The sequence below is a fragment of the Paenibacillus auburnensis genome, from assembly GCF_927798115.1.
Lineage (GTDB): Bacteria > Bacillota > Bacilli > Paenibacillales > Paenibacillaceae > Paenibacillus_AQ > Paenibacillus_AQ auburnensis.
Window position 1 is genome coordinate 64,170 of the sequence record NZ_CAKMMG010000007.1, and the last position, 25,028, is coordinate 89,197.

The 25,028-nt window shown below is 50.9% G+C and carries 24 protein-coding genes; 16 read left to right on the top strand and 8 right to left on the bottom strand.

Going from position 1 to position 25,028, the window contains the following annotated elements; all coding sequences use genetic code 11:
* Nucleotides 1-54 precede the first annotated feature (54 nt).
* Nucleotides 55-1,014, bottom strand: coding sequence for an MraY family glycosyltransferase (locus L6H70_RS20565; RefSeq protein WP_236336172.1), 960 nt, complete (start codon nt 1,012-1,014; stop codon nt 55-57).
* Nucleotides 1,015-1,110: 96 nt separating this feature from the next.
* On the opposite strand from L6H70_RS20565, the gene L6H70_RS20570 reads away from it, so the two are divergent.
* Together L6H70_RS20570 and L6H70_RS20575 are read left to right on the top strand one after the other, a co-directional pair.
* Nucleotides 1,111-1,797, top strand: coding sequence for a YjjG family noncanonical pyrimidine nucleotidase (locus tag L6H70_RS20570; RefSeq protein ID WP_236335976.1), 687 nt, complete (start codon nt 1,111-1,113; stop codon nt 1,795-1,797).
* A gap of 126 nt (nt 1,798-1,923) precedes the next feature.
* A complete protein-coding gene (locus tag L6H70_RS20575; protein ID WP_236335977.1) occupies nt 1,924-2,589 on the top strand; it encodes a hypothetical protein in 666 nt (221 codons plus the stop codon).
* A 101-nt stretch (nt 2,590-2,690) separates the two neighbouring features.
* Here L6H70_RS20575 and L6H70_RS20580 read toward each other — a convergent pair whose 3' ends face one another.
* A complete protein-coding gene (locus L6H70_RS20580) occupies nt 2,691-3,674 on the bottom strand; it encodes a ring-cleaving dioxygenase (RefSeq protein WP_236335978.1) in 984 nt (327 codons plus the stop codon).
* A gap of 176 nt (nt 3,675-3,850) precedes the next feature.
* On the opposite strand from L6H70_RS20580, the gene L6H70_RS20585 reads away from it, so the two are divergent.
* The 10 genes from L6H70_RS20585 to L6H70_RS20630 all read left to right on the top strand — a co-directional run bounded on the left by L6H70_RS20585 (nt 3,851) and on the right by L6H70_RS20630 (nt 13,898).
* Nucleotides 3,851-4,660 (top strand): AAC(3) family N-acetyltransferase, encoded by an 810-nt coding sequence (locus tag L6H70_RS20585; RefSeq protein ID WP_236335979.1) that lies wholly within the window; start codon nt 3,851-3,853, stop codon nt 4,658-4,660.
* A 149-nt stretch (nt 4,661-4,809) separates the two neighbouring features.
* Complete coding sequence (locus L6H70_RS20590) at nt 4,810-4,956, top strand: hypothetical protein (protein WP_236335980.1); 147 nt, start codon at nt 4,810-4,812, stop codon at nt 4,954-4,956.
* 873 nt (nt 4,957-5,829) lie between these two features.
* The gene (locus tag L6H70_RS20595) at nt 5,830-7,248 is read left to right on the top strand and encodes an RtcB family protein (protein WP_236335982.1); all 1,419 of its coding nucleotides are present in this window, start codon (nt 5,830-5,832) and stop codon (nt 7,246-7,248) included.
* Between the two features lie 478 nt (nt 7,249-7,726).
* On the top strand, nt 7,727-8,842 hold the full coding sequence (locus tag L6H70_RS20600; RefSeq protein WP_236335983.1) for a slipin family protein: 1,116 nt from the start codon (nt 7,727-7,729) through the stop codon (nt 8,840-8,842).
* A 188-nt stretch (nt 8,843-9,030) separates the two neighbouring features.
* On the top strand, nt 9,031-9,963 hold the full coding sequence (locus L6H70_RS20605; protein ID WP_236335984.1) for a manganese-dependent inorganic pyrophosphatase: 933 nt from the start codon (nt 9,031-9,033) through the stop codon (nt 9,961-9,963).
* Between the two features lie 161 nt (nt 9,964-10,124).
* Nucleotides 10,125-10,559 (top strand): Rrf2 family transcriptional regulator, encoded by a 435-nt coding sequence (locus tag L6H70_RS20610; protein WP_236335985.1) that lies wholly within the window; start codon nt 10,125-10,127, stop codon nt 10,557-10,559.
* Between the two features lie 153 nt (nt 10,560-10,712).
* Nucleotides 10,713-11,360 (top strand): nitroreductase family protein, encoded by a 648-nt coding sequence (locus tag L6H70_RS20615; RefSeq protein ID WP_236335986.1) that lies wholly within the window; start codon nt 10,713-10,715, stop codon nt 11,358-11,360.
* A 185-nt stretch (nt 11,361-11,545) separates the two neighbouring features.
* A complete protein-coding gene (locus L6H70_RS20620) occupies nt 11,546-12,247 on the top strand; it encodes a pirin family protein (protein WP_236335987.1) in 702 nt (233 codons plus the stop codon).
* Nucleotides 12,248-12,287: 40 nt separating this feature from the next.
* The gene (locus L6H70_RS20625; protein WP_236335988.1) at nt 12,288-12,617 is read left to right on the top strand and encodes a hypothetical protein; all 330 of its coding nucleotides are present in this window, start codon (nt 12,288-12,290) and stop codon (nt 12,615-12,617) included.
* A 186-nt stretch (nt 12,618-12,803) separates the two neighbouring features.
* On the top strand, nt 12,804-13,898 hold the full coding sequence (locus L6H70_RS20630; RefSeq protein ID WP_236336173.1) for a Glu/Leu/Phe/Val family dehydrogenase: 1,095 nt from the start codon (nt 12,804-12,806) through the stop codon (nt 13,896-13,898).
* Between the two features lie 221 nt (nt 13,899-14,119).
* On the opposite strand, the gene L6H70_RS20635 is transcribed toward L6H70_RS20630, so the two are convergent.
* Nucleotides 14,120-14,896: a peptidylprolyl isomerase gene (locus L6H70_RS20635; protein ID WP_423802862.1), complete on the bottom strand. Its 777-nt coding sequence runs from the start codon at nt 14,894-14,896 to the stop codon at nt 14,120-14,122.
* Nucleotides 14,897-15,012: 116 nt separating this feature from the next.
* Between L6H70_RS20635 and L6H70_RS20640 the strand changes: the two genes are divergently transcribed.
* Entirely contained in the window at nt 15,013-16,251 is a 1,239-nt protein-coding gene (locus L6H70_RS20640; RefSeq protein ID WP_236335989.1) for an MFS transporter, read from the top strand.
* An 81-nt stretch (nt 16,252-16,332) separates the two neighbouring features.
* On the opposite strand, the gene L6H70_RS20645 is transcribed toward L6H70_RS20640, so the two are convergent.
* Nucleotides 16,333-16,872, bottom strand: coding sequence for a hypothetical protein (locus L6H70_RS20645; protein WP_236335990.1), 540 nt, complete (start codon nt 16,870-16,872; stop codon nt 16,333-16,335).
* Between the two features lie 15 nt (nt 16,873-16,887).
* On the bottom strand, nt 16,888-17,073 hold the full coding sequence (locus L6H70_RS20650) for a hypothetical protein (RefSeq protein ID WP_236335991.1): 186 nt from the start codon (nt 17,071-17,073) through the stop codon (nt 16,888-16,890).
* 300 nt (nt 17,074-17,373) lie between these two features.
* On the opposite strand from L6H70_RS20650, the gene L6H70_RS20655 reads away from it, so the two are divergent.
* Complete coding sequence (locus L6H70_RS20655; protein WP_236335993.1) at nt 17,374-19,221, top strand: sensor histidine kinase; 1,848 nt, start codon at nt 17,374-17,376, stop codon at nt 19,219-19,221.
* Nucleotides 19,222-19,398: 177 nt separating this feature from the next.
* Nucleotides 19,399-21,243, top strand: coding sequence for a sensor histidine kinase (locus L6H70_RS20660; RefSeq protein WP_236335995.1), 1,845 nt, complete (start codon nt 19,399-19,401; stop codon nt 21,241-21,243).
* A 17-nt stretch (nt 21,244-21,260) separates the two neighbouring features.
* On the opposite strand, the gene L6H70_RS20665 is transcribed toward L6H70_RS20660, so the two are convergent.
* Together L6H70_RS20665 and L6H70_RS20670 are read right to left on the bottom strand one after the other, a co-directional pair.
* On the bottom strand, nt 21,261-21,500 hold the full coding sequence (locus L6H70_RS20665) for an NHLP leader peptide family RiPP precursor (RefSeq protein WP_236335996.1): 240 nt from the start codon (nt 21,498-21,500) through the stop codon (nt 21,261-21,263).
* 107 nt (nt 21,501-21,607) lie between these two features.
* A complete protein-coding gene (locus L6H70_RS20670) occupies nt 21,608-22,543 on the bottom strand; it encodes a hypothetical protein (protein WP_236335997.1) in 936 nt (311 codons plus the stop codon).
* A gap of 114 nt (nt 22,544-22,657) precedes the next feature.
* Between L6H70_RS20670 and L6H70_RS20675 the strand changes: the two genes are divergently transcribed.
* Nucleotides 22,658-22,972 carry a hypothetical protein gene (locus tag L6H70_RS20675; protein ID WP_236335998.1) on the top strand — a complete coding sequence of 105 codons (315 nt, stop codon included), beginning with the start codon at nt 22,658-22,660 and terminating at the stop codon, nt 22,970-22,972.
* A 75-nt stretch (nt 22,973-23,047) separates the two neighbouring features.
* On the opposite strand, the gene L6H70_RS20680 is transcribed toward L6H70_RS20675, so the two are convergent.
* A complete protein-coding gene (locus L6H70_RS20680) occupies nt 23,048-24,952 on the bottom strand; it encodes a family 20 glycosylhydrolase (protein ID WP_236335999.1) in 1,905 nt (634 codons plus the stop codon).
* Nucleotides 24,953-25,028: the final 76 nt, after the last annotated feature.

The window sequence follows — 25,028 nt, forward strand, 5'->3', positions numbered from 1 at the left end:
AGCAAGGGTGGTTTTGCTTATCTCAGCAGCCGAAATAACCGGCATGCTTGAATATCAGGTCTCGATTAACAGCAGGATGATCGAGGACAGCGACAGACAGACACTGACCAGATACAGGACGGCAACAACCTGCTTCTGGTTCAGTCCGGCTTTGAGCAGCCGGTAGTGTACCTGGCTGGCATCGGCCTGATAGATTGCTTTGCCTTGAATGAACCGTTTGATTACGACAAAAATATTGTCGAAGATCGGCACGCCCATCGCCAGAATCGGGATGAACAGCGACAGCACCGTGGCCTGCTTGAAGGCTCCATCCAGGGCGATTACCGCCAGGATAAAGCCGAGAAAGGTAGCGCCGGCGTCGCCCATGAAGATTTTGGCGGGTGCTTTGTTGAAGCGCAAGTAAGCCAGGGTAACACCGACCAGGGAAATAGCCATGATGGCGGATGCGGACTGGCCCATTGTCAGTGCGACAATGAACAGCGTGATTGCTGAGATCGCCGTAAGTCCTCCCGCCAGGCCGTCCATGCCGTCGGAGAAATTAATGACCGTAGTGACACCGAAGATCCAGACGATTGTCAGTACGAACTGCAGAATAAACGGCAGGGAAATGTAGTCCCCGGAGAACGGGTTGATGAACCCGGTAAAAGCATTGCCGGACAGGAACACAAGAATGGCCGCCGCAATCTGTACGATAAACTTGGGAAGCGCCGGGAAATCTTTGCCTTTTGTCTTGTACCAGTCATCAATAGTACCTATAGTGAGCAGAAGTACCCCGCCGATGAAGAGGGCGAGCGTCTCCAGCGAGAAATCCCGGGCAAACACCAGGTATGTAATGAAAAAACCGATAAAAATCGCATAGCTGGCTGTCAGAGGAATAGGCTCCCTATGGATTTTACGTTCGACATCCTGCCGGGGCCTGTCCACAAAATCAAGCCGGAACGCAAGCTTGCCTAGCGGAGGGATGAGCAGGTAAACGATGAAAAATGACACCAGGAACGATAAAACGTATAAAATGACAATCACCACCGTTGATTTTTTTAAGCAGGTCTGTCTAAATTATATCGCAGAGCATGTTATCTTGTCGATTGTACGTAAATTTGGAGGCGAATCATGAAATACGATGTGATTTTATTTGATGCGGACGATACCCTGTTTGATTATGGAATGGCAGAGGGGCAGGCTTTTATGAATGTGTTTGCTCATTTCGGGCTGCCGACCGGAGCTGAGGAGTATGCGGCCAGCTACCAGACCATCAACCGGGCGCTGTGGGCAGATCTGGAGGCGGGACGCATTACGTCTGCTGCGCTGCGGGTGGAACGGTTTAATCGGCTGTTTGCCGCCCATCAGCTCGATTTGAACCCGGAGGAATTCAGTGAGGCCTATTTGCGGTTTCTGGGGGAAGGCACGTTTCTGATTCAAGGCGCGGTAGAGCTATGCGAGGAGCTGGCGGCCTTTAGACTGTCGATTATTACCAATGGAATCAAAGAGGTGCAGCTGTCCAGAATCAAGGGGTCGCCGCTTGCGGACACTTTTGAGCAGATTATTATCTCAGAAGAAGCAGGTTATCAAAAGCCGGCTACCGGCATTTTCGACTATGCTTTTGAGAAGCTGGGGATTACGGATAAGCGCAGGGTGCTGATTGTCGGGGACTCACTGACCTCGGATATCCAGGGCGGAATCAACTACGGCATTGATACCTGCTGGTTCAATCCGCTGGGGAAGGCTAACGTTGCAGGGATTCTGCCGACCTATGAAATCCGTGAGCTGGCTGCACTGCTGGAGATTGTCCGTGAATAGCTGCAAGCGGGCCTCTTATAAGGCGTTTTTCCATTAGAAAAAGGTTGGCGGGGTTCTCCTGGTGGTAAATATATGAAGACGAAACATTCATTTCTACATCATTCTAATACACGGGAGAGGATAGCGATGAACTTGAATAAAAAATGGCTGATTGCCGCGGTCGTTACAGGCATGGCAGTGACCGGCTCCGCAGGGGTCTATGCCGGAGCGAAATTACAGCAGATCAAAGCGTATTTAAACCACAGCATTGGAGTGGTCGTTGACGGTACGCCCTACTGGCTCAAGGACGGCAATGGCAAAACCTTAACGCCGATTACCTATGAAGGTCTTACGTATCTGCCGATCCGCTCGGTTGCAGATGCTCTGGATGTGCCTATCACGTATGATTCCGTAAATTATAAAGTCAGAATTGGTAGCGGTGCGGACACGGCTGAAACGCCGGGAACTTCCGGAAGCACTCCGGTGGAGAGCACGTTGCGGCCGGTTAACCTGCCGAAGGATTTCCCGATCCCAGGAGATGCCATTATTGCGACTACGGTGGATACGGATGCGGACGGTGTGAAGAAGGCTGCGTTCAGCTATTCGACGCAGGAATCGCTGGATACCATGGGCTTCGTGTACAGTGAGTATGTCCGGATTAAACGGCTGGAGAATGCCTCGCAGACTGTGACTTCAACAACGGTCAAAATTACCGGCCTTTTGGGCGGCACAAGTCCGGTTTCGATTACAGGCAAACCGTCCACTGCCCGTCCCGGCTTCACTATTTTTACGATCACCTGGTCAGAGAGCTGATCTTAACTTTGCCTGCTGAATAGGGAATGACATACAAACAGCTGCATTCCAGGGCCGGAATGCAGCTGTTTGTGTTGCTATTTGAAGAGGCAGGCCGGGACTCAAGCCTGCTGACGGGTATCCAACGGCTTGAGATGGGCTTCAATCTGGGCGCGTTTGTCTTCCAGAAACGGCGGAAGGGCAAGGGATTCGCCGAGATGCTCCATAGGCTCGTCAGTGGCAAACCCGGGTCCGTCTGTAGCCAGCTCGAACAGAATGCCATTGGGTTCGCGGAAGTACAGGGAACGGAAGTAGAAACGGTCAACGAAGCCGGAATTGGGCAGCTGGACGGTGCGGATGCGCTCAATCCACAGCTTGAGTTCCTCCTCATTGTCGACCCGGAAGGCGACATGATGCACGCCGCCCCGGCCGAGCCGCTCCTGCGGCAGATCGGTGCGCTCTTCCAGATGTACTTCAGCGCCGGAGCCGCCTTCGCCGGTTTCAAATACCATTACATCCGGCTGTCCGGCTACGGGTGATGGATAGCTTCCTTTGCGGCGGAAGCCCAAGAGATCCTCCAGGATGAGCGCGGTATGTTCAGCATTCTCGACGGTGAGATGAGCGGGGCCGAGCCCGATAATGCCGTATTCGGCCGGTACCGGGCTGCCCGCCCATGACTTGCCTCCGGCAACGCCCTGATTATTCTGATCGGATACGAGCAGGAACCGCTGCCCCTCATGATCACGGAAGCCCAGCGTCCGGCGTCCGCCGCGTTCAGTGATGGTCTCATGCTCTACGCTAAGGTCTGTAAACCGCTGCTTCCAATAGTCCAGTGCCTGATCATCCGGCACGCGCAGCGACAGTGCGGAGATGCTGTTGTTGCCGTCACGGTTGCGTCCGGCGTTCGGAAGCTCGAAGAAGGTCAACTCTGTGCCGGGATTGCCTGCTTCGTCGCCGTAGAACAGGTGATAGACCGAGATGTCATCTTGATTCACCGTTTTTTTGATCAGCCGCAGTCCAAGTATTTCGGTGTAGAATTTGTAATTCTCCGGCGCTCTGGCTGTAATCGCAGATACGTGGTGAAGGCCTTTTAATGATAAACTCATGATGTACCCTCCTTGAAAGTGTATTTACAAATAAAACTGTATGGAAATGTAGGAATAAGTCAGTTACTGTTCCATCGGAAGTTTAGTGAATAATATTAAGTTACTATAATTTTATAAGTAAAGTATGAGGATTGCAAGTAGAGTTTTTAACCTATCCAGATAAGGAGAGAAATGTAATGCATACCAAAGCCAGCCTGCTGAAGCAGCTAAAGGAGCTTGGAATTAATCAGCGGGGGACACTGCTGGTTCATTCTTCATTCAAAAGCATCGGACCCGTGCAGGGTGGTGCAGATACGGTGCTGGATGTGCTGTCAGAGTATATGAAGGATGGACTGCTCGTCCTGCCTACGCATACCTGGTCGTATATTGATGCTGATCATCCGCGGTTTTCTGTGGAGGAATCGCCTGTCTGTGTCGGCATTCTGCCGGAGCTGTTCCGGCGGCGCCCGGGTGTCATCCGCTCCTGGCATCCGACTCATTCCGTGGCTGCCCTCGGCCGGGATGCAGAGGTTTTCACTTCCGGAGATCACCGCTGGGATACCCCATGCGCCCGGGGTTCGGTCTACGGGAAGCTGCTCGACCGGAGCGCGGAGATTATGCTGCTCGGCGTGGATCTGCGGCGCAATACGTTCATTCACGGCATTGAGGAATGGGTAGACATTCCCGGCAGAATGACCGATGAGCCTGAGCTACTGTACACAATCACTCCCGACGGCACGGAAATTGCCGTGCCGTCACGCAGACATTGCGGTCTGTCGTGGTCCCAGCATTTCTGGAAGGTGGAGCAGGTTCTGGAGGATGGGGGAGCCTTGCGCAAAGGCTGCTTTGGCGATGCGGCTGTTATGATCTGCGGTGCTGTAGAAACTACGGAAATCCTAAGCAGGATGCTGGCGGAGAACCCTGATCTGTTCGGCGACAACGAGCCGTTACAAGGCCAGGATGTACCGGAGCCGCTGCCCAAGACGAAACGGGGACTCCCGGAATAACCTGCAGGGCCGGGATGCGCTCCACTATTGGAGTCACACGCTGGATCTATACTAGGATCTCCTAAATAAGGTTGACACTTTCTGGGAATCCATGGTAAGCTGGCTACAAATTTACGGGCCGGCATATGGCTGAGGGAGGCGAAGGATCAATGAATAAGGTGAACGGATATGAGCAGAAGCTCCAGCACGGCTGGAATGAGCAAGTTTTACTATCCAACCAACCGTCATTTGATTCCTATATAGAGGATACCCAGGTATCACGCAGCGCTCCCTTCCCTCCCGGTGTGCAGGTCTAACCCTGCAACGCTGATATGGCTAGACTGGGATCTCAGGCTGCGTGCACCGCAGTCTTTTTCTTTGCCCTTGGATAAGGGCAGGGAGGAAGGCGGCGGGACGCAGCCTTTTTATTGTCCGGCAGATGAATCCCTCTGATTCCACCGCACGCGGGTGAAACGAGCAAATTAGAGGTATAAATCCCTCTGATTTCGCCGCATTCGGGCAAAACGGGCGAATCAGAGGTATAAATCCCTCTGATTCCACCGCACGCGGGTGAAACGAGCAAATTAGAGGTATAAATCCCTTTGATTCCGCCGCACGCGGGCGAAACGTACGAATCAGAGGTATAAATCCCTCTGATTCCACCGCACGCCCATCTCGGGAGACTTATGTACGATTCCCGTCAACTGAAATTCTTAAAATAACTTAAGCCCACCCTGAAAGGAGAGAGAAGCATGAATACAAAGACGAATTGGCAAAAGCGGGAGGATATGCAGACCCTATCCCAATACCTATCTGTTTCCCCTGATTACTCCACTATATCCATGGAGCGCGTACAACACGATGAGCGAGAGCCTTATCGGTCCGTCTGTCTCAAGTATCCCGCTTCCTCTCCCGTAAGGCAGAGGCACAGGGATTTCCCGGGGCTATAGCACAGCCGTGCTACAGCAACGAGAAGAAATGAGGCTGCCGGATTGCGCAAGTCTTCGCTGCACCTGGATACAGGCGGAGGTGGAGATGAACGCGGACCGGCAGTTTTTTTGAAATATAAGAATGTATATGTTTTACGCTATAAATTATCCTTCTATTTTTCGCAGAAACGGATACCGTCCCTAATAGGACGGTGAAGCCGTTTCTTCTTATATAAATAACAACAACCAGGAGGAGAAGCAATGAACCGGAACACCAAGGCACACGGCAGCAACCATTATGAGATTGAACTCCCGCATGGAGCGCTGCACGTGTTTGCCAATCAGGAGATTTACGAGTCGTTTGAGGATAAGGTGTTTGAGATGGCTGACAACAATCTGCGGATCCCGCGCAATAAATACATGGCTTATACACCGGATGCGCATGTCGGCATCGGGACCTGCATCGGCACAACAGCGGTGTGGAATATGAAAGACGGTATGGTGTCACCTTCGATTGTTGGCGTGGACATCGGCTGCGGGATGCGCGTACACACGACGCCGCTGCATAAGCGGGATTTGCAGGACAAGGAGGTCCGCCGCAAGCTGATCGAAACCATTGAGAAATATGTACCGACCAACGAACGCGTCAACAGCAATTATGCTGACATCGATATTATGGAGGTTGTGCGCAGCGGGCTGAAGGGACTGCCGGACAAATACATTCCTTCGCCCCAGTGGATTACGCATGTGGAGGAAAGTAATTTCCGTTATGATCATTCGGCTCTAGAGATGCTTCCGCCTAAGATCCGCAAGAACGCACATGGCCAGCTTGGGACGCTGGGGAGCGGCAATCATTTTTGTGAGATTCAATACTTGGAGATTGCTGAAGAGTATAAAGAACTGGCGGCGCAGTGGGGGCTGGTTGACGGAGGGGTTGTCGTAATGATTCATTCCGGCTCGCGCGCCTGGGGAGCGATGGTGGGAAGGGAGCATACCAAAACAATTAAAGAAGCCATGCATTTGTGGGGAGTAAGCAACCCTGACCCGAACCTGAATTACGCGCCGATCAGCAGCCGTGAAGGGCAGACTTATCTGAATCTGATGTACTCAGCACTTAATTTTGCTGTAACGAACCGGCATATGATTGCGTTCGGGGTGCAGGAAGCCTTCCGTGAGCTGTATGGTCCGCAGTTTCAGATGCCGGTGCTGTATGATCTGATGCACAACTACGCGCTGAAGGAATTCCACCGCGGCCAGCCGATGCTGGTACATCGTAAAGGAGCGACCCGGGCGCTGCCGCCGGGGCATTTTCTTAATACGCCGGTATATAAGGCAACGGGGCATCCGGCCCTGATTCCCGGCTCGATGGGTACCTCTTCGTACATTATGCTGGGCCGGGATGAAGGCGTGAAGAACTTCTACTCTATCTGCCATGGTGCAGGACGGCTGCGTTCCAGAAGAGCCACCCGTCTTGCGGTAACAGTAGATGAATTCAGCCAATCCCTGCGCGTAGGTACGGATGATGAGATCGTCGTCAATCACCGGTCCCTGGACACCATTCTCGATGAATGCCCGCAGGCGTATAAGGATGTGGACCAGATTATCGACAGTATCACGGGTGCCGGACTGGCAGATGTTGTGGCGAAGTGTAAGCCGATGGCCGTCATCAAAGGAATTTAGCTGTACGGAACAAGAGTTTACAAATTATAATAGTTTTGGGTATTTAAACGTTCTGCCTGCCTGGCGGTGATTTCGGAATGATCACGCAGTGCCCGCCATCCTATGGCCGGGTATGCTGCAGCAGACGGGGACTTATCCAAACATTCGGGGTTCGATTCCCCAATCGCCTGTCAAGCGAATTGTGGCTCAACTGTGAAATCTGATATGGAAAGACCTCCGGCCGGGGTTTCTTGTCCAGGAGCGCTGCTATGCAGCCGTTGGATACCGGAGTGCCGGAACAGGCGTTCAAGCGGGTAAACATGCCATCTGCGTGACAGTTAGGCTGCAGTCTGAGCCTGTGTTGTCAGCCCTTGGCGTTTGCCGTCATGACGCTTCAGTCCCGCTCCTCAAAATGGGCTCCGCAGCCGCTTACGGCTGAAGCCTCTTCCGGAGGTCGTACATCAGAAGGACCGCCGCACGGCGGATTAAGGAGAACAGTATGTTCAAGAAGATTACGATTGCCGCTGATGAACGCGGGCTTTTGTTTAAGCAGGGCAGCTATGATAAATATTTGGAGCCTGGTACATATTGGTTGACAGGATTTACGGATAAGGAGATCCTCAAGCTGAAACTTAGCGAGCCTTTTGAGGTACCCGGCAAGAAATTGAATATTTTTTTGCAGGATGAAGCGCTGGTGCGCGAGCTTGAGATTGTCACCGTAGCCGATCATGAATACGTGCTGCATTATGAGGACGGCAGCTTTAGTGAGCTGCTTCCCCCGGGGCAGCATGCATTCTGGTCTAAGCTTACGAATCATCAGTTCATCCGGGCGGACAGCCGTGAACCGGAAATTCCGGCGGAGATTGACCGGTCCATACTTGTCCGTATCCCGTTTGCTGTCCAGAGCTTTGGAGTCGCCATCCACGAGACGGGGATACTGTATTTTAATAATGTGTTTCAGCGTGAGCTGCCGCCGGGTAAATACGATTTCTGGAGAGGGCCGGTTACAGTGGTTGTGAAGACCGTTGACCTGCGTCAGCAGCAGCTGGATATGACCGGACAGGAGATGCTGACCGAGGATAAAGTGAGCTTGCGGCTTAATTTTGTCTGCCAGTATTCGGTTGTCAATCCTCAGCGGACGCTGGCGATCAAATCGGTGGAAGAGCAGATTTACGTCACCCTGCAGCTGGTACTCCGGGAATATGTCGGGACGATGAAGCTGGATGATCTGCTGCGGATGAAGCAGGAGGTGGGTGCCTTTGTGCTGTCACGGCTGCAGGAGCTGAGTGAGGGTTATGGCGTCATCTTCCATTCCGCTGGAGTGAAGGATATTATTTTGCCGGGAGAAATCAAAGATATACTCAACACGGTGCTGCTGGCTGAGAAGAAGGCCCAGGCCAATCTGATCACCCGGCGGGAGGAAACTGCCTCCACCCGCAGCTTGCTGAACACCGCGAAATTAATGGACGAGAACAAAACTCTATACCGTCTAAAAGAGCTGGAGTTCCTCGAAAAGATCAGCGAACGGATCGGCAATGTCTCCCTGGTCGGCGGTGGAACGCTCACGGAAAGGCTGGGCCAGCTGCTTATCCATGAAGGCGACGGAAAGCAGTAACCTAAAGAAGCAATGAGGCCATATCCATGCTTGTTAAAATAACCTGCTTGCGGAGTTTTTTCGTGAGCGGGTTATTATTTTTATAGGCTACAGCCGGAGACGGGCGACAACTTCCTGCTCCAATCTGGCTTGTCCCTATCAATGTATGGTATATTATTCTCACAAAAAACAAAGTAAGGAGATTGGAAATGGAAAAAACTTTGATCTTTGGACACAAAAATCCGGATACGGATACAATTTGTTCGGCAATTGCCTATGCTGCACTTAAGAAGGAACTGGGATGGGATGCTGAACCGGTTCGTCTGGGAGAGGTGAGCGGTGAAACCCAGTTTGCGCTGGATCAATTCGGCGTGGCTGCACCTAGACTGGTTGAGAATGTTGCAGGGGAAGCTAAACAGGTCATTCTCGTTGACCATAATGAACGCCAGCAGAGTGCGAATGATATCGATCAGGTGCGTGTTGTTGAGGTTATTGACCATCACCGGATCGCTAACTTTGAAACGGCTCACCCGCTGTACTACCGTGCCGAGCCAGTAGGCTGCACAGCGACAATCCTGAACAAGCTGTACAAAGAGAATGGAGTAGCCATTCCTAAGGAGATCGCCGGCCTGATGCTGTCTGCTATCATTTCCGATTCCTTGCTGTTCAAATCGCCTACCTGCACTGAAGAGGATGTAGCAGCTGCACGCGAACTGGCTGAAATTGCCGGTGTAGATGCCGAAAGCTACGGCCTGTCCATGCTTAAAGCCGGAGCTGACCTCAGCGACAAGAGCATTGCCCAGCTCATCTCCCTGGATGCCAAAGAGTTCAAAATGGGCGACTACAAAGTGGAAATTGCCCAAGTGAACGCGGTTGACGTGAACGATGTGCTCTCCAAGCAGGCGGAGCTGGAAACGGCCCTTACTGCAATCATTGATGAAAAAGGATTGGATCTGTTCCTGTTCGTAGTGACAGATATCCTGAACAATGATTCCGTGGGTCTAGCACTGGGCCGTGTTGCCGGTGCAGTTGAGCAGGCTTACAATGTGAAGCTGGATGACAATAAAGCAATTCTTAAGGGTGTTGTATCCCGCAAATCGCAAATCGTACCGGTTCTGACAGAAACGATTGCTAAGCTGTAATTAATATTAATCTGTCAGTCTTGAACGGCTGACGCCTAATTATGCGTAACAAGCCTCTGCAAGGGAATGAAGTGGATTCCTGGCAGAGGCTTTGTTTTGCCAAAATGGGGTTTGCGTTCTATACTTAGCATACAACATTGAATTAGGAAGGAGCCGGAACAATGGCAAAAACAAGGAACAGCGGGGCTCTTCAATATAAATCCTTCGGGCTTGTCCTGCAGGCGCTTGTGCTGCTGGCCCGCAAAGGCAATACCTGCTCCAGCTGCGAACTGGCGGAATTGCTCTCTTCGGAGGCGACCCTGCTGAGGAAGACGATGGCTAAGCTGACGCGTGAGCAGATTTTGACTACCAAAGAAGGACGCGATGGCGGCTATGCTCTGAACCGTGTCCCGGAAGAACTGACGCTTGCAGAGATTTATCAGGCACTGGAAGATGAATCGCGCTGCCAGGCAGGGAATGATACGATGTGCAGCACTGTGCTGGGGGGACAGCTGAAGGAAGCGTGCTTCGATATTTTTGAGGAAATGGACCGGAGCATGATGACGGTATTGGAGAAATATACGCTGGCGGATATGGTTCGCAAATCGGGATGTTGACAGGAGGCTTTTTTGTGGATTATACTGTGCATAAATAATTACAGTTAAACGCCGCAAGAAGCCGGGCAACAACGAATATTTTTTTGCGGTTAACTGTGCTTTTATACACACAGAATACAAATCAACTGGATTAGGAAGAGGAGGAGCATGGCAATGACAACAGAACTGAAATTGGAAGTGGAATTTAATAAGGTGATCCGTGAACGGCATTCGGTACGGAAATACGATCCATCCTGGAAAATTTCCGATGCGGAAATTAAGGAGATTCTGGGTGATGCGATTCTGGCGCCATCCTCATCCAATCTGCAGCCCTGGCGGTTTCTTGTGATTACGGATCAGGCCCTGAAGGAGAAAGTACTGCCGATTGCTCACAACCAGCAGCAGATCGTCGATGCTTCAGCTACAATTGCCGTGATTGGTGACATCGAAGCTTACCGCAATGCGGACAAAATTTATGAATACGCTGAAGCAGCTGGTTATGTAACGGCGGAAGTAGGCGCGGCGATGGCTAAACGCAGTAAGGACGGCTACTCCAGCATGCCGCAAGAGAAGCTGAAGGAGATTGCCCTGGTCGATGGCGGTCTGGTCTCCATGCAGCTGATGCTGGCTGCCAAAGCGAAGGGTTACGATACCGTGCCGATGGGCGGATTCAATCCCGAGCAATTCCGCGAGCTGTTCAATATCCCGGAACGGTATGTAACCGTGATGCTGATCGCGCTGGGCAAAGCCGCTGCCGAAGGACGCTCAACGGCCAGACTGCCGCTGAATGAAGTTACCCAGTGGAACGGTTTTCAGGGTTAACAGGCATATCCAATGATTTTATAGAAGAATAAGGGGCGGCCGGCGTATGCTGGCTGTCCCTTTTTTAATAGTAGAAAGCGGATGCTTTACGTTACAGGTATGGCTGCAGTTTTTTTGTTTTCCTGCTCTTTCTGCTAAACTATGGTTAGATGAGGATGCTCACGAATCTTTCAGGAGGGGATCACATGATAAAGGTCTATTCTGCAGAATCCGCTCACCAATTTGATCATGGCTGGCTGAAAGGCAGTCACAGCTTCTCGTTCGGGGATTTCTACGATCCGGAGAATACAGCCTTCGGCCCAATGCGGGTCTGTAATGATGATACGATTTCTCCGGGCAGAGGCTTTGGTGCCCATCCGCACAGTGACATGGAGATCGTCTCCATCGTGCTCTCCGGAAGGCTGCGCCATGAAGATAATTTAGGTAATGTGGCGGAAACAACTTTTGGCGGCATTCAGCGGATGTCGGCGGGGACGGGCGCCATTCATACAGAGCATAATCCTTCTGATTCAGAGCCGGTCCGGCTGCTTCAGCTATGGTTCATGCCGCGCACCCGCGGCACCGCTCCCTCCTATACCACAGGGCGCTTTGATCCCGCTAAGCTTGAAGGCAGGCTGCTGGCTGTGGTGGCTACAGAGCGTACGGCGGAAATTGTGGATATCGCCCAGGATATGACGATCTATCTTGGCCGGGCAGGAGCCGGGCAGGAGCTGAACTTTCAGCAAGCGCCGGGGCGGCGGGTCTTCATTTATCTGATTGAGGGACAGCTCAAACTGCCGGATAATCAGGTTCTGTTGCCAGGGGATTCCGCGCGGATTGAGGATTACAGCGAATTATTGCTTGCTGCTGAAGTAGATACCCTGGTGATGGCGATCGATTTGCCTTAAGCGGTCCCACCCAAGCACAACATTAAGGGAGGAACGAATGATGATGCAGCAGGAGAGAGTGCTGGTGAAGCATTCCGTAACCGGGCGCATGCTCGTCAGCAGTACCGACGGGCTGACATATAGTTTTGATCCGCAGGGCGATCTTACATTAATTACGATTTGCGGAGTGGGGGTTGAGCAAGGTGCGGCAGTAGTGGAGCTGCGGTCCGAGTTGAATGTATTCCGCTTTGAGGAGCCGGCAGGCGGTCCGGTCATCAAGCATTGGTATTACGTCGGAGACAATCCTGTGGAGTATGATGCTGCTTCACGATGCCTGAAGATCACTGCACAATCGGAAATTCAATACCGCCCGGATGAGTACTGGGAATAGAGGCGTGATTACGCTCGCCTTACTTTCTTCTAACATTTTGCGTTAAGTTCATGTTTGCTATGTGTGTTTATTTCATGATTTTTCCTTGAAAAAGGACAAATGATCTTGACAATAATCTTTGAGTGTACTAGCTTTGTTATGAAACGTAACACGTTATAAAGAGATGAGACAGGAGAAATGGACAAAATGGAATTGTTTGCAGCAATGGAGCGGGATGATTACGAGGAACTGTTGTTTTGTCAGGATAAGGCATCGGGCTTAAAGGCAATCATTGCTATTCATGACACAACCCTGGGACCCGCCCTGGGTGGAACGAGAATGTGGACGTATGCGTCGGAAGAAGCGGCAGTAGTCGATGCGCTCCGGCTGGCTAAGGGCATGACTTATAAGAATGCGGTTGCCGGGCTGAATTTGGGCGGCGGCAAAACAGTCATTATCGGTGATCCTAAAAAAGATAAAAATGAGGCGATGTTCCGCGCCTTTGGCAGATACATACAAGGACTTAACGGCCGTTACATTACAGCCGAGGATGTAGGGACGACGGAAGCAGACATGGACATTATTCATCAGGAGACCGATTTTGTAACCGGGATTTCAGCGACTTACGGTTCTTCGGGCAATCCTTCCCCGGCTACGGCATTCGGAGTGTATCAAGGCATGAAAGCTGCAGCCAAAGCAGCCTTCGGCAGCGATTCACTGGCCGGCAAGACGGTTGCCGTGCAGGGTGTCGGAAATGTCTCGTTTACGCTATGCAAGTATCTACATGAAGAAGGCGCTGAGCTGATTGTAACGGATATCAACAAAGAGGCCGTGGCCCGGGCAGTTGATGCTTACGGCGCTAAGGCCGTAGATCCTGCTGACATTCTCGGCGTGAAATGTGATATTTACGCACCGTGTGCCCTCGGCGCAACCATTAATGACGAGTCGCTGAAGGTGCTCCAGGCGAAGGTGGTTGCAGGTGCAGCTAACAACCAGCTTAAGGAGCCCCGCCACGGGGATGCCCTGCATGAGATGGGTATCGTCTATGCTCCGGATTATGTTATTAATGCCGGAGGTGTAATCAACATTGCCGATGAGCTGAATGGCTATAATAAGGAACGCGCCTTTAAACAGATCGGCAAAATTTATGACAGCATTACCCGCGTGCTGGAGATTTCGCGGACCAGCGGCATTCCTGCCTATGTAGCCGCGGACCGCCTTGCGGAAGAACGCATCGCGCTATTGCGGAATAGCCGCAGCACCTTCCTGCGCAATCCGCATCACGCGATTAGCAGAAGATAGCAGCGCATCACTCCAGCTGCCCGGCGGTAATCGAGCATCGCGGCCGGATGCATAAGCAAAAGCCCATTTCCTTATTTAAGGAAATGGGCTTTTTTTAAATATAAGAATTTATATGTTTTACGCTATAAATTATCCTTCTATTTTTCGCAGAAACGGATACCGTCCCTAATAGGACGGCGAAGCCGTTTCTTCTTAGCTTTGGTCTGCGGATAAGTGAATCTCTATTGAACCTTTTCCGGCTCCGGATATGCAACACCGAGTGTATCTACAGTGACCTTAGTCATTACCGGCGGGGTTTCCGGCCGGTCTGAGCTGTCGCGCGGCAGATTGACAATGGCCTGCACCACATCCAGCCCTTCCGTTACTTTTCCGAAGGCGGCATAGCTGCCATCCAGGCTAGGATAAGCGGCAGCCATAATGAAGAACTGGGATCCGCCGGAATTCATATCCTGGCTTCTGGCCATGGAGAGTACGCCTTCGGTATGCAGAAGGTTGTTTGTGAATCCGTTCGCGGAGAATTCACCTGCAATGCTATATCCTGGGCCGCCCATGCCGGTGCCGTCAGGATCTCCGCCCTGAATCATAAAGCCGGGAATCACGCGGTGGAAAATCGTCCCGTTGTAGAAGCCCTTTTGAATCAGGGAGATGAAGTTGTTTACGGTGTTGGGAGCAACCTCGGGATAGAGCTCGGCTTTGATAATACCGCCGTTATCCATCTCAATGGTAACAACCGGATGGCTGGCCGTGGCAGAGGGAACGCCTTCAGTAGGGGCTGCAGCACTTTCCTGCGGAGCCGGACTGGCTTCGCTGCCGGTGTTGCTCCCTGTGACGGCATTGCCTGCCGAATTGTTGCCTCCTGGTTTATTGCCGCATCCTGCGGCAATGAGCAGCAGGAGTGTCATCATCAGCAACAGGATGACAGGGGTTCTTTTGGTGCGCTTCACGTTTGAATCTCTCCTTTTGTTTGTGAGTATTCTGGTTCCGACATCCTTCATCATACATGGTTTGTCCCGCTTCTTGCAAAGCCTTAAGACTTACCAGGGATTGGCACACCGGGAAAAGAGGTTTAGAATGGTAGGATACTTCACGGAAAAACAGAAAAGGTGGTGAGAGCATGCCATTTTCATGGAAGCGGAATCTGATCGTGCTTTGGGTAGGCGTATTTTTCTGCAGTACGGCCTATTCGATTTCGATTCCGTTCCTCTCGATTTTTTTGAGTGACCAGCTTGGGGTTTCGAATCATTTGGAGATCTGGTCCGGGGTCAGCTTCGGAATAACCTTTCTGGCCAGTGCGCTGATTTCTCCTTACTGGGGGTCCCTGGCTGACAAATATGGACGGAAGCCTATGCTGATCCGCTCGGGCTTCAGCCTGGCTGCACTATATTTGATTAATTTCTTTGTTCATGATCCTTATGTTTTCCTGATTGTGCGGATTCTGCAAGGACTGCTGGCCGGGTTTGTTCCGGCAGCCATTGCGATGGTCGCGACGAATACCCCGGAAGAGAAGACCGGCTACGCGCTCAGCATCATGTCTACGGCTGGAGCTACAGGGAGTATAATCGGCCCGCTCATCGGCGGAGTGGTCAGTTATTATTCGAGCAACCGCAGCGCTTTTCTGTTCTCGGCGGCGATCGTGCTGGTATCTGCGCTGATAGCAACCTTTTTCGCCAAAGAAGAGAACTTTGACCGTTCTGCCAAGAGATCCCGTGTCCGGGATGACATCCGTGAGGCGAGGAGCAACCGCGCCTTTATTACTTTGCTGCTGCTTACCGGCATCAGCACCTTTTCCGTGATGATTCTGGAGCCGCTGCTGCCGATATATCTGCTGGATATGGGAATTGCGAAGAACAGTGCTTCTTTAAGCTCCGGCATTGTATTCTCCGCTGTAGGCATAGCAACCGTTATTATGGCCCCGCAGTGGGGGCGGATCGGCAGCCGCAAAGGCTTCGGATTTATTTTATTCATCGGCCTCATCGGGGGCGGGATCGGGAACATTCTGCAGTATTTTGTATCGGGTTATGTGGAGTTTGCCATCCTGAGATTTGCCTACGGTCTGTTTTATGCCGGGGTGCTGCCTTCGGTCAATGCCATGATTGTACAGACCATCGAGCCGGGCTTCCGCGGCAGGGCATTCGGCTTGAATCAGGCATCTACACAATTAGCAACGATGGCCGGGCCGATTATCGGCGGGCTGCTGGGTGCATTCATCCCGATTCGCTGGGTATTTGTGATTAATGGGGTAATGCTGCTTGTAGCAGCCCTGCTGGTGAAGGCCGCTAAACTGGAGGTCAAGGTCGGGGAAGCGCGTTCCCATGGAGAAGGAACGGAGGCGGGAGCTGGGATCAAGATGTAAGCATTTATAATAGAAGGAACTGCTCAAAATGCAGCCAAAAAAGCACCACCGGAATAGAATCCGGTGATGCGCTCAGCCTAATTAATCCTCTTCGCCGGTGGAGCCGTTAAGCACATCGGTTCCAGGCATCACATCAAGCGGCGGGGCCGCGGGATCGACCGCGGTGCCTGGCTGCAATTCGTCAGCGTCAGGTATATCCTCTAGCGGTAAGTCTTCTTCATCGTCGGTGAGATTATCTGCAGGGACATCCTCATCATCGGCATAATCAATTACACTGCCGGTTAATCCTGCTGCCCCGGCGGCGAAGATCGCATCCGACTCCAGCAGCTCGTCCCGTTCCGGGGCAGGTGTTGCTGCGATGCGGCCGTTGCGGTCGGCTCTTGGGCCAAGGGTGGTTTCCGGAGTATTCAGGCCGATATCGGCAGCCAGAATCGGATCCCCCTCCAGCACCGGGTCAGAGCCTTCATCCACTACACCGTCCACATAATCGACAGGCGCTTCATGGGTGCCAGGCAGCCGCAGCTCCTCAGGAGGGAAGTCTTCTTCGGAAGTAATACTCCCCATTTTCTGATAACGCTCATATGCTAAATCGGCTTCAGTTTTGTTGAATTCATTACCCATAGCCGTTCAACTCCTTTAGGCTTTAGTCTGATCCTCTTTAGGAACAGCATGATTAATGGCTGCCTTCTGGTCTTCATCCGGCAGCGCACCGGGATAGGAATCTTCCTGAAACAGGCCGAACTCCTCATCGATATCCCGCTCGGTCACAAGTCCATCCTCGGCCGGAGAACCGCTTGCGGCGGATTTCTCTTTGTCGTTCATTGCCCATCCTCCTCCACGAACATCTATAATCATTCTTTACCCGATAATTCGGCGGCGAATCTAATCCTCGAGTCCATTATTTTTTGCCTTCCTTAATATATTCATTTTTGTGTACGATTAACCGCCTGAAGTAGAAAACTACTTATTTCGTGTATTTTTGCAGGATTAGCAGGGATAGTGCGAAGGTTGTCGAAAGTAAGAATCATATGAACTACAAAAATCCAACTAATGATTTATTGAGGTGTCAAGATGAAGTTGCCATCACCAAAAAGAGTGGCTGCTATTCTCATGCTTCTGCTCTTGATAGCTTTAGTACCTTTAGGGATTGCTATGGAGTGGAGCGGTAAGACAGACCCCCTACTTCCGGAATGGGAGATGAAATGGGAACAGGCGGACGCTAATTCTTTAAAAGAAGCGGCAGCAGCTCCAGACCAGGAATGGATAAAGGTGTCCGCGAATGCAGCCAGACCGCTGCCCCCGGCCGGAGTAAGTGCAGCCTGGCTGCGTTTTACAATACCTAAGGTGACTACCAACTCGGCACTGCTTATAGATAAAGTATATGGAAATACAATCAAAGCTTACTGGAATAACGAGATCGTATATGATTCAAGTCAACTGGTTAATTTTAATGGCAGCAAGGTGCTGATTCCTTTATCCCCGAAAGACGGAAATGGACCGATGTATCTATGGAGCAGTGGGGGCGGCAAAGGCTTCGGCGTAGAAGGCGGGGTCAGAACAGGGAATTATGATAAGCTGATCGCCCTTTATGTCAAACAGGATTTAGTGGATATGGTGCTCGGTGCAGCGCTGATCTTTATGGCGGCCGTATTGATGACGTGCCTGCTTTTTGTCAGGGCGGAGCTTTTCTCAGGCGGACTTTGGCTGGTGCTGGTTATTTTATCTTTTGGCGTTCTGTTTATCACATACTCACCGTTTCTGCCGCTTATTCTGCACAATCAGGGAAGGCTAATTGAAACCTTTTTTGATCTGGCGTTATTTACACTTCTGCCGGCCTTTACCTTTTATTTCGAACGGATTTTTGGCCCCGGCAGGGGGAAGAGGCTTGTACGTTTCCGTAATTTTCAGCTCGGCTATTCCATCTTCTGCTTCGGCTTTCTCCTTCTGAATACACTGCTGTCTTACCGGCTGGATCACCTGTATAGGATCATGACTGTAGAGGTTATGGGAATACTAATGATTATCCAGCTCACTTATTTGCTTGGCCTGGCGGTGAGTTATGCTTACAAAGGCAATAAGGATGCCGTTATTTTCTCGCTCGGATTCGCTGTATTTGCTGTTATCTCCCTTGGTGAGCTGCTGCTGTACTTCAGTTCGGCAGAACGCTACCATTTGTATTGGTGGAAGTGGGGAGTGATTGCTTTTGTTATTTCGCTGATCGTTATTCTTGGACGGGGCTTTGCCAGAAACTATGAACAGGCGGTTAGCTATTCCCGGGATCTGGAGAAATTCAACAATGAAGTGCAGCGTTCGGAGAAAATGGAGATTATCAGTGAACTGGCTGCGTCCGTTGCCCATGAGGTGCGCAATCCGCTGCAGGTTACGCGGGGGTTCCTGCAAATTTTAGGAGAACGCTCAGGCTCAAAAGAGAAGGAATATCTCGATATGGCAATGCAGGAGCTGGATAGAGCTTCCGTCATCATTACGGACTTTCTCACCTTTGCCAAACCGGGGCTGGATCAGGAAGATATCCTGGAGGTTTCCGGGGAGCTGAAGCATGTGTCCGGGATTCTGGTGCCGCTGGCTAATCTGCAGGGCGGAGCTATTCAGCTTCAGCTGCAGGACGGGCTTCAAGTGCTTGGCAGCTCCTCTAAATTTAAACAAGCTTTTATTAATCTGATCAAGAACAGTGTGGAATCCTTACAGGAGAATGGTCTGATCAAGGTATCCGCCTGGAAGTCAGGATCACATATAATGGTCAGTGTCAAGGATAACGGTGAAGGCATGAAGGTCAGTGAGCTGGCCCGCCTGGGCGAACCTTATTACTCCAATAAGACAAAGGGAACAGGGCTCGGCCTGATGGTTACCTTCCGGATCATTGAGGCGATGAACGGTTCTATTCAGTTTCACAGTAAAAAGGGCGAGGGGACCGAAGTAATTGTGAAACTCCCAGCCTACCGCAATAAATAGCAATTTTTTTGGATAATACCGTTTTTTTGAAGGGATAAGGGACATTTAGGGCGAAATACTAGCTTGTATAACATTGCTTCTAAAACTTTATTCTGGGGTGCTTGCATGCGCTTGATCGGTAAAAGTTTACATATAACAGCAGTGTTTTTTCTGCTTTTAATGACCTGCAGTTCGCTATTGGCTTCAGCAGATAGTCATTATGCCTCTAAGGAAATCAAGGAATGGCAGATCAAATGGGGACATGATCCGGGAGATAACGGCTTTAACGTACCTGCTCTGGATCAGGGGGAGTGGATCAGCAGCGGGGCAGACCCGGGCATAACGGAGCTTCCTGATGGCGTATCCTCGGCCTGGACACGTATTGAGCTACCGGCATTCAAATATGTGGCACCTGCAGTCTACATCAAAACCTTATACGCCCTGCATGTTAAGGTGTATGTCGAAGACCGCCTGGTATTTGAAGATGACCGGAGCTATATTAAAGACAATTTCTCGCTGCTTGTCCCTCTAAGCATAGATGATAACGGCAAAACGATGTATATCTGGACGTCAACGCTGCAGGAACGGATTGGAATTAAAGAACCTGCAGTCATCGGCGAGTATAGTGACCTGAGCAGAGGTTATATAAAAAATGGGCTTATCGATGTGATCCTTGGCGGTGCTTTTGTTTTTGTAGCGATGGTCCTGTTTGTATGCGGGTTTTTCCTGGACAGGGAACATTTCCGCATAGCATCCTCTTTAGCAGTTGTTATCGCAGCTACCGGGGTTTTATCGATCACGTATTCTCCATTTATTTATACCTTTTACAGCTCTCTTGGAGCGCTCAGCATTATCTTTCTGGATCTGGGGCTGCTGTCGCTGCTTCCGGCACTTACCTATCTGTTCGAGAACATATTCGGCAGCGGGCGCTTCTCGATTATCCGGCGGTTCCGGATCTTCCAGACAGCATACTCCTTGTTCTGCATCCTGTGTCTGATCGTGAATACAGTGTCCGGCAACCGGTTTGTAGAATTTTATTATTTTGTATCCGCTACGGTCATCGGCTTTATTATGATTATCCAATTTATTCTGCTCATTGCTTATGTCATTGCCTTCTCGATAAAAGGGAATAAAGACGCGATCATTTTTGCTGTGGGCTTTGGTACAGCTGCATTAACAGGGGTCTCCGAATTAATCTGGTACTACATCAAGAGCGGTAATTATGATCTGTTTTACTGGAAATGGGCGCTCGTTGTCTTCATTCTCTCGCTCATTATTATCCTCGGCCGCAGGCTGGCCCTGAACCACCGGCAGGTGGTCAAATATTCCCGGGAGCTGGAGCTGTTTAACAATGAACTGCAGCGTTCGGAGAAAATGGAGATTATCAGTGAGCTTGCTGCATCGGTGGCCCATGAGGTGCGCAATCCGCTGCAGGTGACCAGAGGGTTCCTCCAGCTCCTCAGCGAGAAGGCAAGCGGCAGTGAAGAACAGTACTTATCTATGGCATTAAGCGAACTGGACCGTGCCGCCAACATTATTACGGATTTTCTGACCTTTGCCAAACCGGAATTTGAGCAGATTTCAATCCTTAACGTTCAGGATGAGTTTAAACATATTGAGAGTATTATGCTGCCGCTCTGTCATCTGAACGGAGGCCGAATGATCATGGAAGCCGGAGAAGGGTTATGGGTAAGGGGCAACTCCTCCAAATTCAAGCAGGCATTCATCAATATCATTAAGAATAGTATCGAGTCGCTGGGTGATGAAGGGACTATACATATGATAGCCTACGGTGTCGGTGATAAGGTGTATATTCATATCAAGGATGATGGCGAGGGAATGGATCAGGAGGTTTTGAACCGGCTTGGGGAGCCGTATTTCTCCAATAAGACGAAGGGGACAGGGCTTGGACTGATGGTTACCTTCCGGATTATTGAATCCATGCAGGGCGAAATCCATTTTGAGAGCCAAAAAGGAGCCGGAACCGAGTCCGTCACTATGCTGCCGCTGGCAGACGCTCCGGAAGGTTCGGGCTCCCTATGAAGTTAGACTAGGGTGATTTACCAGGAACTAAGTGGGGAGACATTCGTCTTCACGATGCCCGAGGATGGGCTGGGTGGAATAACGAGATAAAACTCATTAGAGCCTTCCTCCACGGTTTTGAGTGTAATATTGTCCGGCAGATGAATACCTAGTGCTTCTCTGAGGGCTTCTTTCGGATTTGTAAGCAGCTTCTGTTTGAAACTTGGATCTTCCCATGCCTTCTGAATCACTTGATTCATAAGAATTGCTTCTGACATTACAATCACCCTTCCCGGAAATGGTAAATGCTTACCTCGTAATAATAACATAGCATTATTTTTGAATCTATTACTTTTTTTGGTTGTTATCTGCATTTTTGAAGGTATTAAAGATTCATATTTTTGGATAACCAGTACCCGAGGCCGCCTCCCTGTAATAGTGCTTTCTCCGCTTCAATCGCTTCAGCAATTTGCAGGAGATTGTCCACCAGCATTTGATGAAAGGCGGTTAGCCCGGGGATAGATAAGCGGCCCGATAACAGCTTTTCGTGATTCCCGGCTGCCGTTGCCGTATACTGTGCGAGCCCGCCTGTGGTGAAAATGAAATCTTTGACGGCAGCCGGAGTAAGAATGGCAGTATCCTGCTGCAGATGATGACGGACCAGAGACAGCAGGCAGTTATAGCTGCCTTCAGCCAGGTCCTCCTCCCAATCCTCATAATCATCGAGCATTTGCAGGGTGAGCAGCACGGTTTCAAGCATTTCTTCCGAATCGGCAATGAAGGATGGCTTGTCTGAGAGCAGCAGGGCGGCAGTACTGGAGAGCTTAAGGGGACTGGCTTTGCGGGCAACCCTGCTGCGGTCATTCCAATAATAATCGCCGGCGGCTTCTCCGGCCACACTGTCTGCCCATTCGGTGATATAACGCCTGAAGTAAGACCAGAAGAAGGATTCCGGAGGGAAGAGCGGACGATAAAGATCCAGAAACTCCACATACAGCAGATTGGCAAGCGGTAGCACTTCAGCAGGTGCCGAATGCCTGTTGTCCATCAAATCATCCTGCAGGAAAAAAAAGAGCATCAGCACGACGTTGCCTGCAGACATCCGGCGCGTCTCCCCGGCGGTTAATCCGCACTCGCGGCTTAACCAGTACGGCAGCAGATAGCAAATGTAGTTCTTCTTGCTGTGAACCTGAAATACATCAAATTGCTCCAGATAGGCCAGTCCCTGCGAACGGAGCGGTTCCGGAAATCCGGAGATGATCGTTCTGCAATCTTGAAATACGGTGTGAAGCTCCTCCTTATAATCCTCCAGCCAATTCATAGTAGGCTTGTCTCCTGTCAAAAAAGTATTTTAAAAGGAAAAATGTGGGTTTTTACCATGATTATATGCTGCAGTGCGGTCTATTTCAATTAGAACTTATGGGGTGGTTTGCAGATGAAATGGTATACTTTCGGCCAAATGCTGATGCAGATCCGGATCGGGCAAAAAGCCGCCACTCCCGATGGGCGCACCGTAATGCGCACCTCCAAAGGATTGCTTTGGCAGAACGGGAGATCGGCCGGGGCAGCGGTTGAGATTAAAGATTATCTCTTCTCGGACATCTGGAACATCTTCGAAGATGACGAAAGCTTGCGGGAAAGCGCGGGCCGGGAAGAGCTGGAGCAACGAGAGCGTGAAATGCTGGCGAATCAATATGAGGAAATCCGCGGGGAATTTCTTCAGGCAAAGAGACCGGCAGAGCGTGAATGAGATAAAGGTCTGGCAGACCCAGTGGAATCCAATCCGCTCTGCCGGGCCTTTGATTTGGTACATAGGTCTTAGATCTTAGATCAGGGCTTCATATTCACTTCGGAGGCGGAGAAGCTTACTGATACTCTGCTCAAGACCGCCAGCCCGGTTGCGCCGGGTCCACAATTGGCGGTAGCTGTGCAGCAGCAGGTCGAGATCCTTAATCAGACCTTTAACCCGAGCAAGATCAACTTGATCCGGGGATGCTGAAAGCTGCAGCTTGAGCCGTCCGAGGTATAACGCATGTTTCACAAAATGGATACCGTTCGCAAGCTCCTGCCGGACAAGCTCCGCATCATCGCAAGCCAGATCCAGCTCCTCCAGTTGCTCCTCTATCGTACTGACGTACGCTTCAAGCTGATCAAAATGAACCGGTGTAAGCTTCTTAACGATTCCCATATTGTCCAGCCGGCTGCGCAGCAGCATTGACAGCTCTGAATCGTTGGGACGTAACGTTCCGGATTCCAGCTTGTAATAGTTGCCAAGGTCAAGCAGCAATTGTCCAATTGTTTCTGAATGGTCCTTGAACACGGAACGGTTCAAATATCCTGCAACATCAGCTTCGAGATTGTTCTCCACATTCCAGGATAAGGCGGCACCGTATATGAAGCCGGCATAGCTGACAGGCAGATGCTGCCAATGGCCGAAGTCTCCCCAATCTGTAATGAGGTAGCCGACCGCCCCGTTGGTTTTGCCGTGAACAGCAGCATTGCGAAGATTGGCCAGCATATTGTCGGTCCGTCCGGTCAGGGAATTCCAGGAGCTGGTGCCGGGGCAGACATAGAACGGGATTCCCGCTTCACGGAATTTTAGTGTATCTGCCTCGAACGGATGCCCGGCGCTGTAACCCCATTCCATGGCAATGATATCTTTAGGCAGGTGCGGGATCAGCTCCGGATGCTGGATAATGATATCCCCCCAGAATTGCATCGTTTTGCCGCGGGCGGTAACAAGCTCATGAATCTTTTGCAGGAAGGACAAGTAGAGCTGCCCTTTGCCTGCAGAGCCGGCCAGTGCTTTGCTTTTGCCAAGCCCAAGCTCATAGGTCTCATCACACCCGACATTAAACTGCGATGAAGTGAAATAGGGAAGAAGATCATCGTACATTCTGCCCAGCAGGCTAAGTACTTCAGGGTCTTCCGTATGGAAGGTCCCAGGCTGCATAAACAGACCGTCCGGATACAGATCACTGTCATACATTGTATCCGGGAGCATAAAGCCCTCTGGAATTTCAGCCAGGTGATTGAACTCCGATCGGCTCAGCCAATGCTCCATGTGGCCGAAGCTGTTCTGGTTCGGTACCAGCTCGATAAAACGCTCACGGCAATAGGCATCAATCCGCAGAATTTCTTCGCCGGTTACCGGGGTTTCCAGCTCCCAGACCTGGGGAAAAGACTCATAGGCAAAAGGAGAACCTTCTATATATAACTGCAGCTGGTTGAACTTCAAATCTGACATCAGATCAATGATCCGGTAAAGCGTTTCAAGCTTCGGGATTTTGTTGCGGCTGATATCAATCATCAGGCCTCTGGCTGCAAAGTCCGGTTGATCGCAGATGGACAGATAAGGCACGTCTCTTCCGCATTGCTCCAGGATTTGTTTTAGCGTAGCGACTGCGTAGTAAGCGCCTTCCGGAGAACTGTAGCTTATCACGATTCCGTCCGCTCCGGCTGTAATCTCATAGGCCTGTGCCGGAAGCAGCTGGTTATAACTAAAGTTATAGGCAGACAGGCGGGAGGGACGGGGACCTATAGACAGGGGCAGCTCCAGCCGAAGGGCTTGTGAAGTCACCTGTTGAAGCTTGCGGGCTGCGGGCAGAATGTCACGGTTCTCTGCGTCGTTAAGAACGATACTTCCTTTGGCCGGGATCCGGAATAGTCCTCCGGTCACTGTAAGTGACCGCGGGCGGGGCAACAAATGTAAAACAGGAATTTCTGACATGGCGTGGACACCTCTTATTCATGTAGAATATGATCATCTTCAGATTAACCATATCACTCCTAAACAGAGGGAGGAA

Coding starts and splice junctions, on each gene's coding strand:
- L6H70_RS20670 (WP_236335997.1), bottom strand. CDS start 22,543: ATGAATTGGCTGGAGGATTATAAGGAGGAGCTTCACACCGTATTTCAA.
- L6H70_RS20590 (WP_236335980.1), top strand. CDS start 4,810: ATGAATAAGGTGAACGGATATGAGCAGAAGCTCCAGCACGGCTGGAAT.
- L6H70_RS20635 (WP_423802862.1), bottom strand. CDS start 14,896: ATGATGAAGGATGTCGGAACCAGAATACTCACAAACAAAAGGAGAGAT.
- L6H70_RS20650 (WP_236335991.1), bottom strand. CDS start 17,073: ATGAACGACAAAGAGAAATCCGCCGCAAGCGGTTCTCCGGCCGAGGAT.
- L6H70_RS20605 (WP_236335984.1), top strand. CDS start 9,031: ATGGAAAAAACTTTGATCTTTGGACACAAAAATCCGGATACGGATACA.
- L6H70_RS20620 (WP_236335987.1), top strand. CDS start 11,546: ATGATAAAGGTCTATTCTGCAGAATCCGCTCACCAATTTGATCATGGC.
- L6H70_RS20680 (WP_236335999.1), bottom strand. CDS start 24,952: ATGTCAGAAATTCCTGTTTTACATTTGTTGCCCCGCCCGCGGTCACTT.
- L6H70_RS20580 (WP_236335978.1), bottom strand. CDS start 3,674: ATGAGTTTATCATTAAAAGGCCTTCACCACGTATCTGCGATTACAGCC.
- L6H70_RS20595 (WP_236335982.1), top strand. CDS start 5,830: ATGAACCGGAACACCAAGGCACACGGCAGCAACCATTATGAGATTGAA.
- L6H70_RS20570 (WP_236335976.1), top strand. CDS start 1,111: ATGAAATACGATGTGATTTTATTTGATGCGGACGATACCCTGTTTGAT.
- L6H70_RS20575 (WP_236335977.1), top strand. CDS start 1,924: ATGAACTTGAATAAAAAATGGCTGATTGCCGCGGTCGTTACAGGCATG.
- L6H70_RS20600 (WP_236335983.1), top strand. CDS start 7,727: ATGTTCAAGAAGATTACGATTGCCGCTGATGAACGCGGGCTTTTGTTT.
- L6H70_RS20585 (WP_236335979.1), top strand. CDS start 3,851: ATGCATACCAAAGCCAGCCTGCTGAAGCAGCTAAAGGAGCTTGGAATT.
- L6H70_RS20610 (WP_236335985.1), top strand. CDS start 10,125: ATGGCAAAAACAAGGAACAGCGGGGCTCTTCAATATAAATCCTTCGGG.
- L6H70_RS20615 (WP_236335986.1), top strand. CDS start 10,713: ATGACAACAGAACTGAAATTGGAAGTGGAATTTAATAAGGTGATCCGT.
- L6H70_RS20665 (WP_236335996.1), bottom strand. CDS start 21,500: ATGTCAGAAGCAATTCTTATGAATCAAGTGATTCAGAAGGCATGGGAA.
- L6H70_RS20645 (WP_236335990.1), bottom strand. CDS start 16,872: ATGGGTAATGAATTCAACAAAACTGAAGCCGATTTAGCATATGAGCGT.
- L6H70_RS20640 (WP_236335989.1), top strand. CDS start 15,013: ATGCCATTTTCATGGAAGCGGAATCTGATCGTGCTTTGGGTAGGCGTA.
- L6H70_RS20675 (WP_236335998.1), top strand. CDS start 22,658: ATGAAATGGTATACTTTCGGCCAAATGCTGATGCAGATCCGGATCGGG.
- L6H70_RS20625 (WP_236335988.1), top strand. CDS start 12,288: ATGATGCAGCAGGAGAGAGTGCTGGTGAAGCATTCCGTAACCGGGCGC.
- L6H70_RS20630 (WP_236336173.1), top strand. CDS start 12,804: ATGGAATTGTTTGCAGCAATGGAGCGGGATGATTACGAGGAACTGTTG.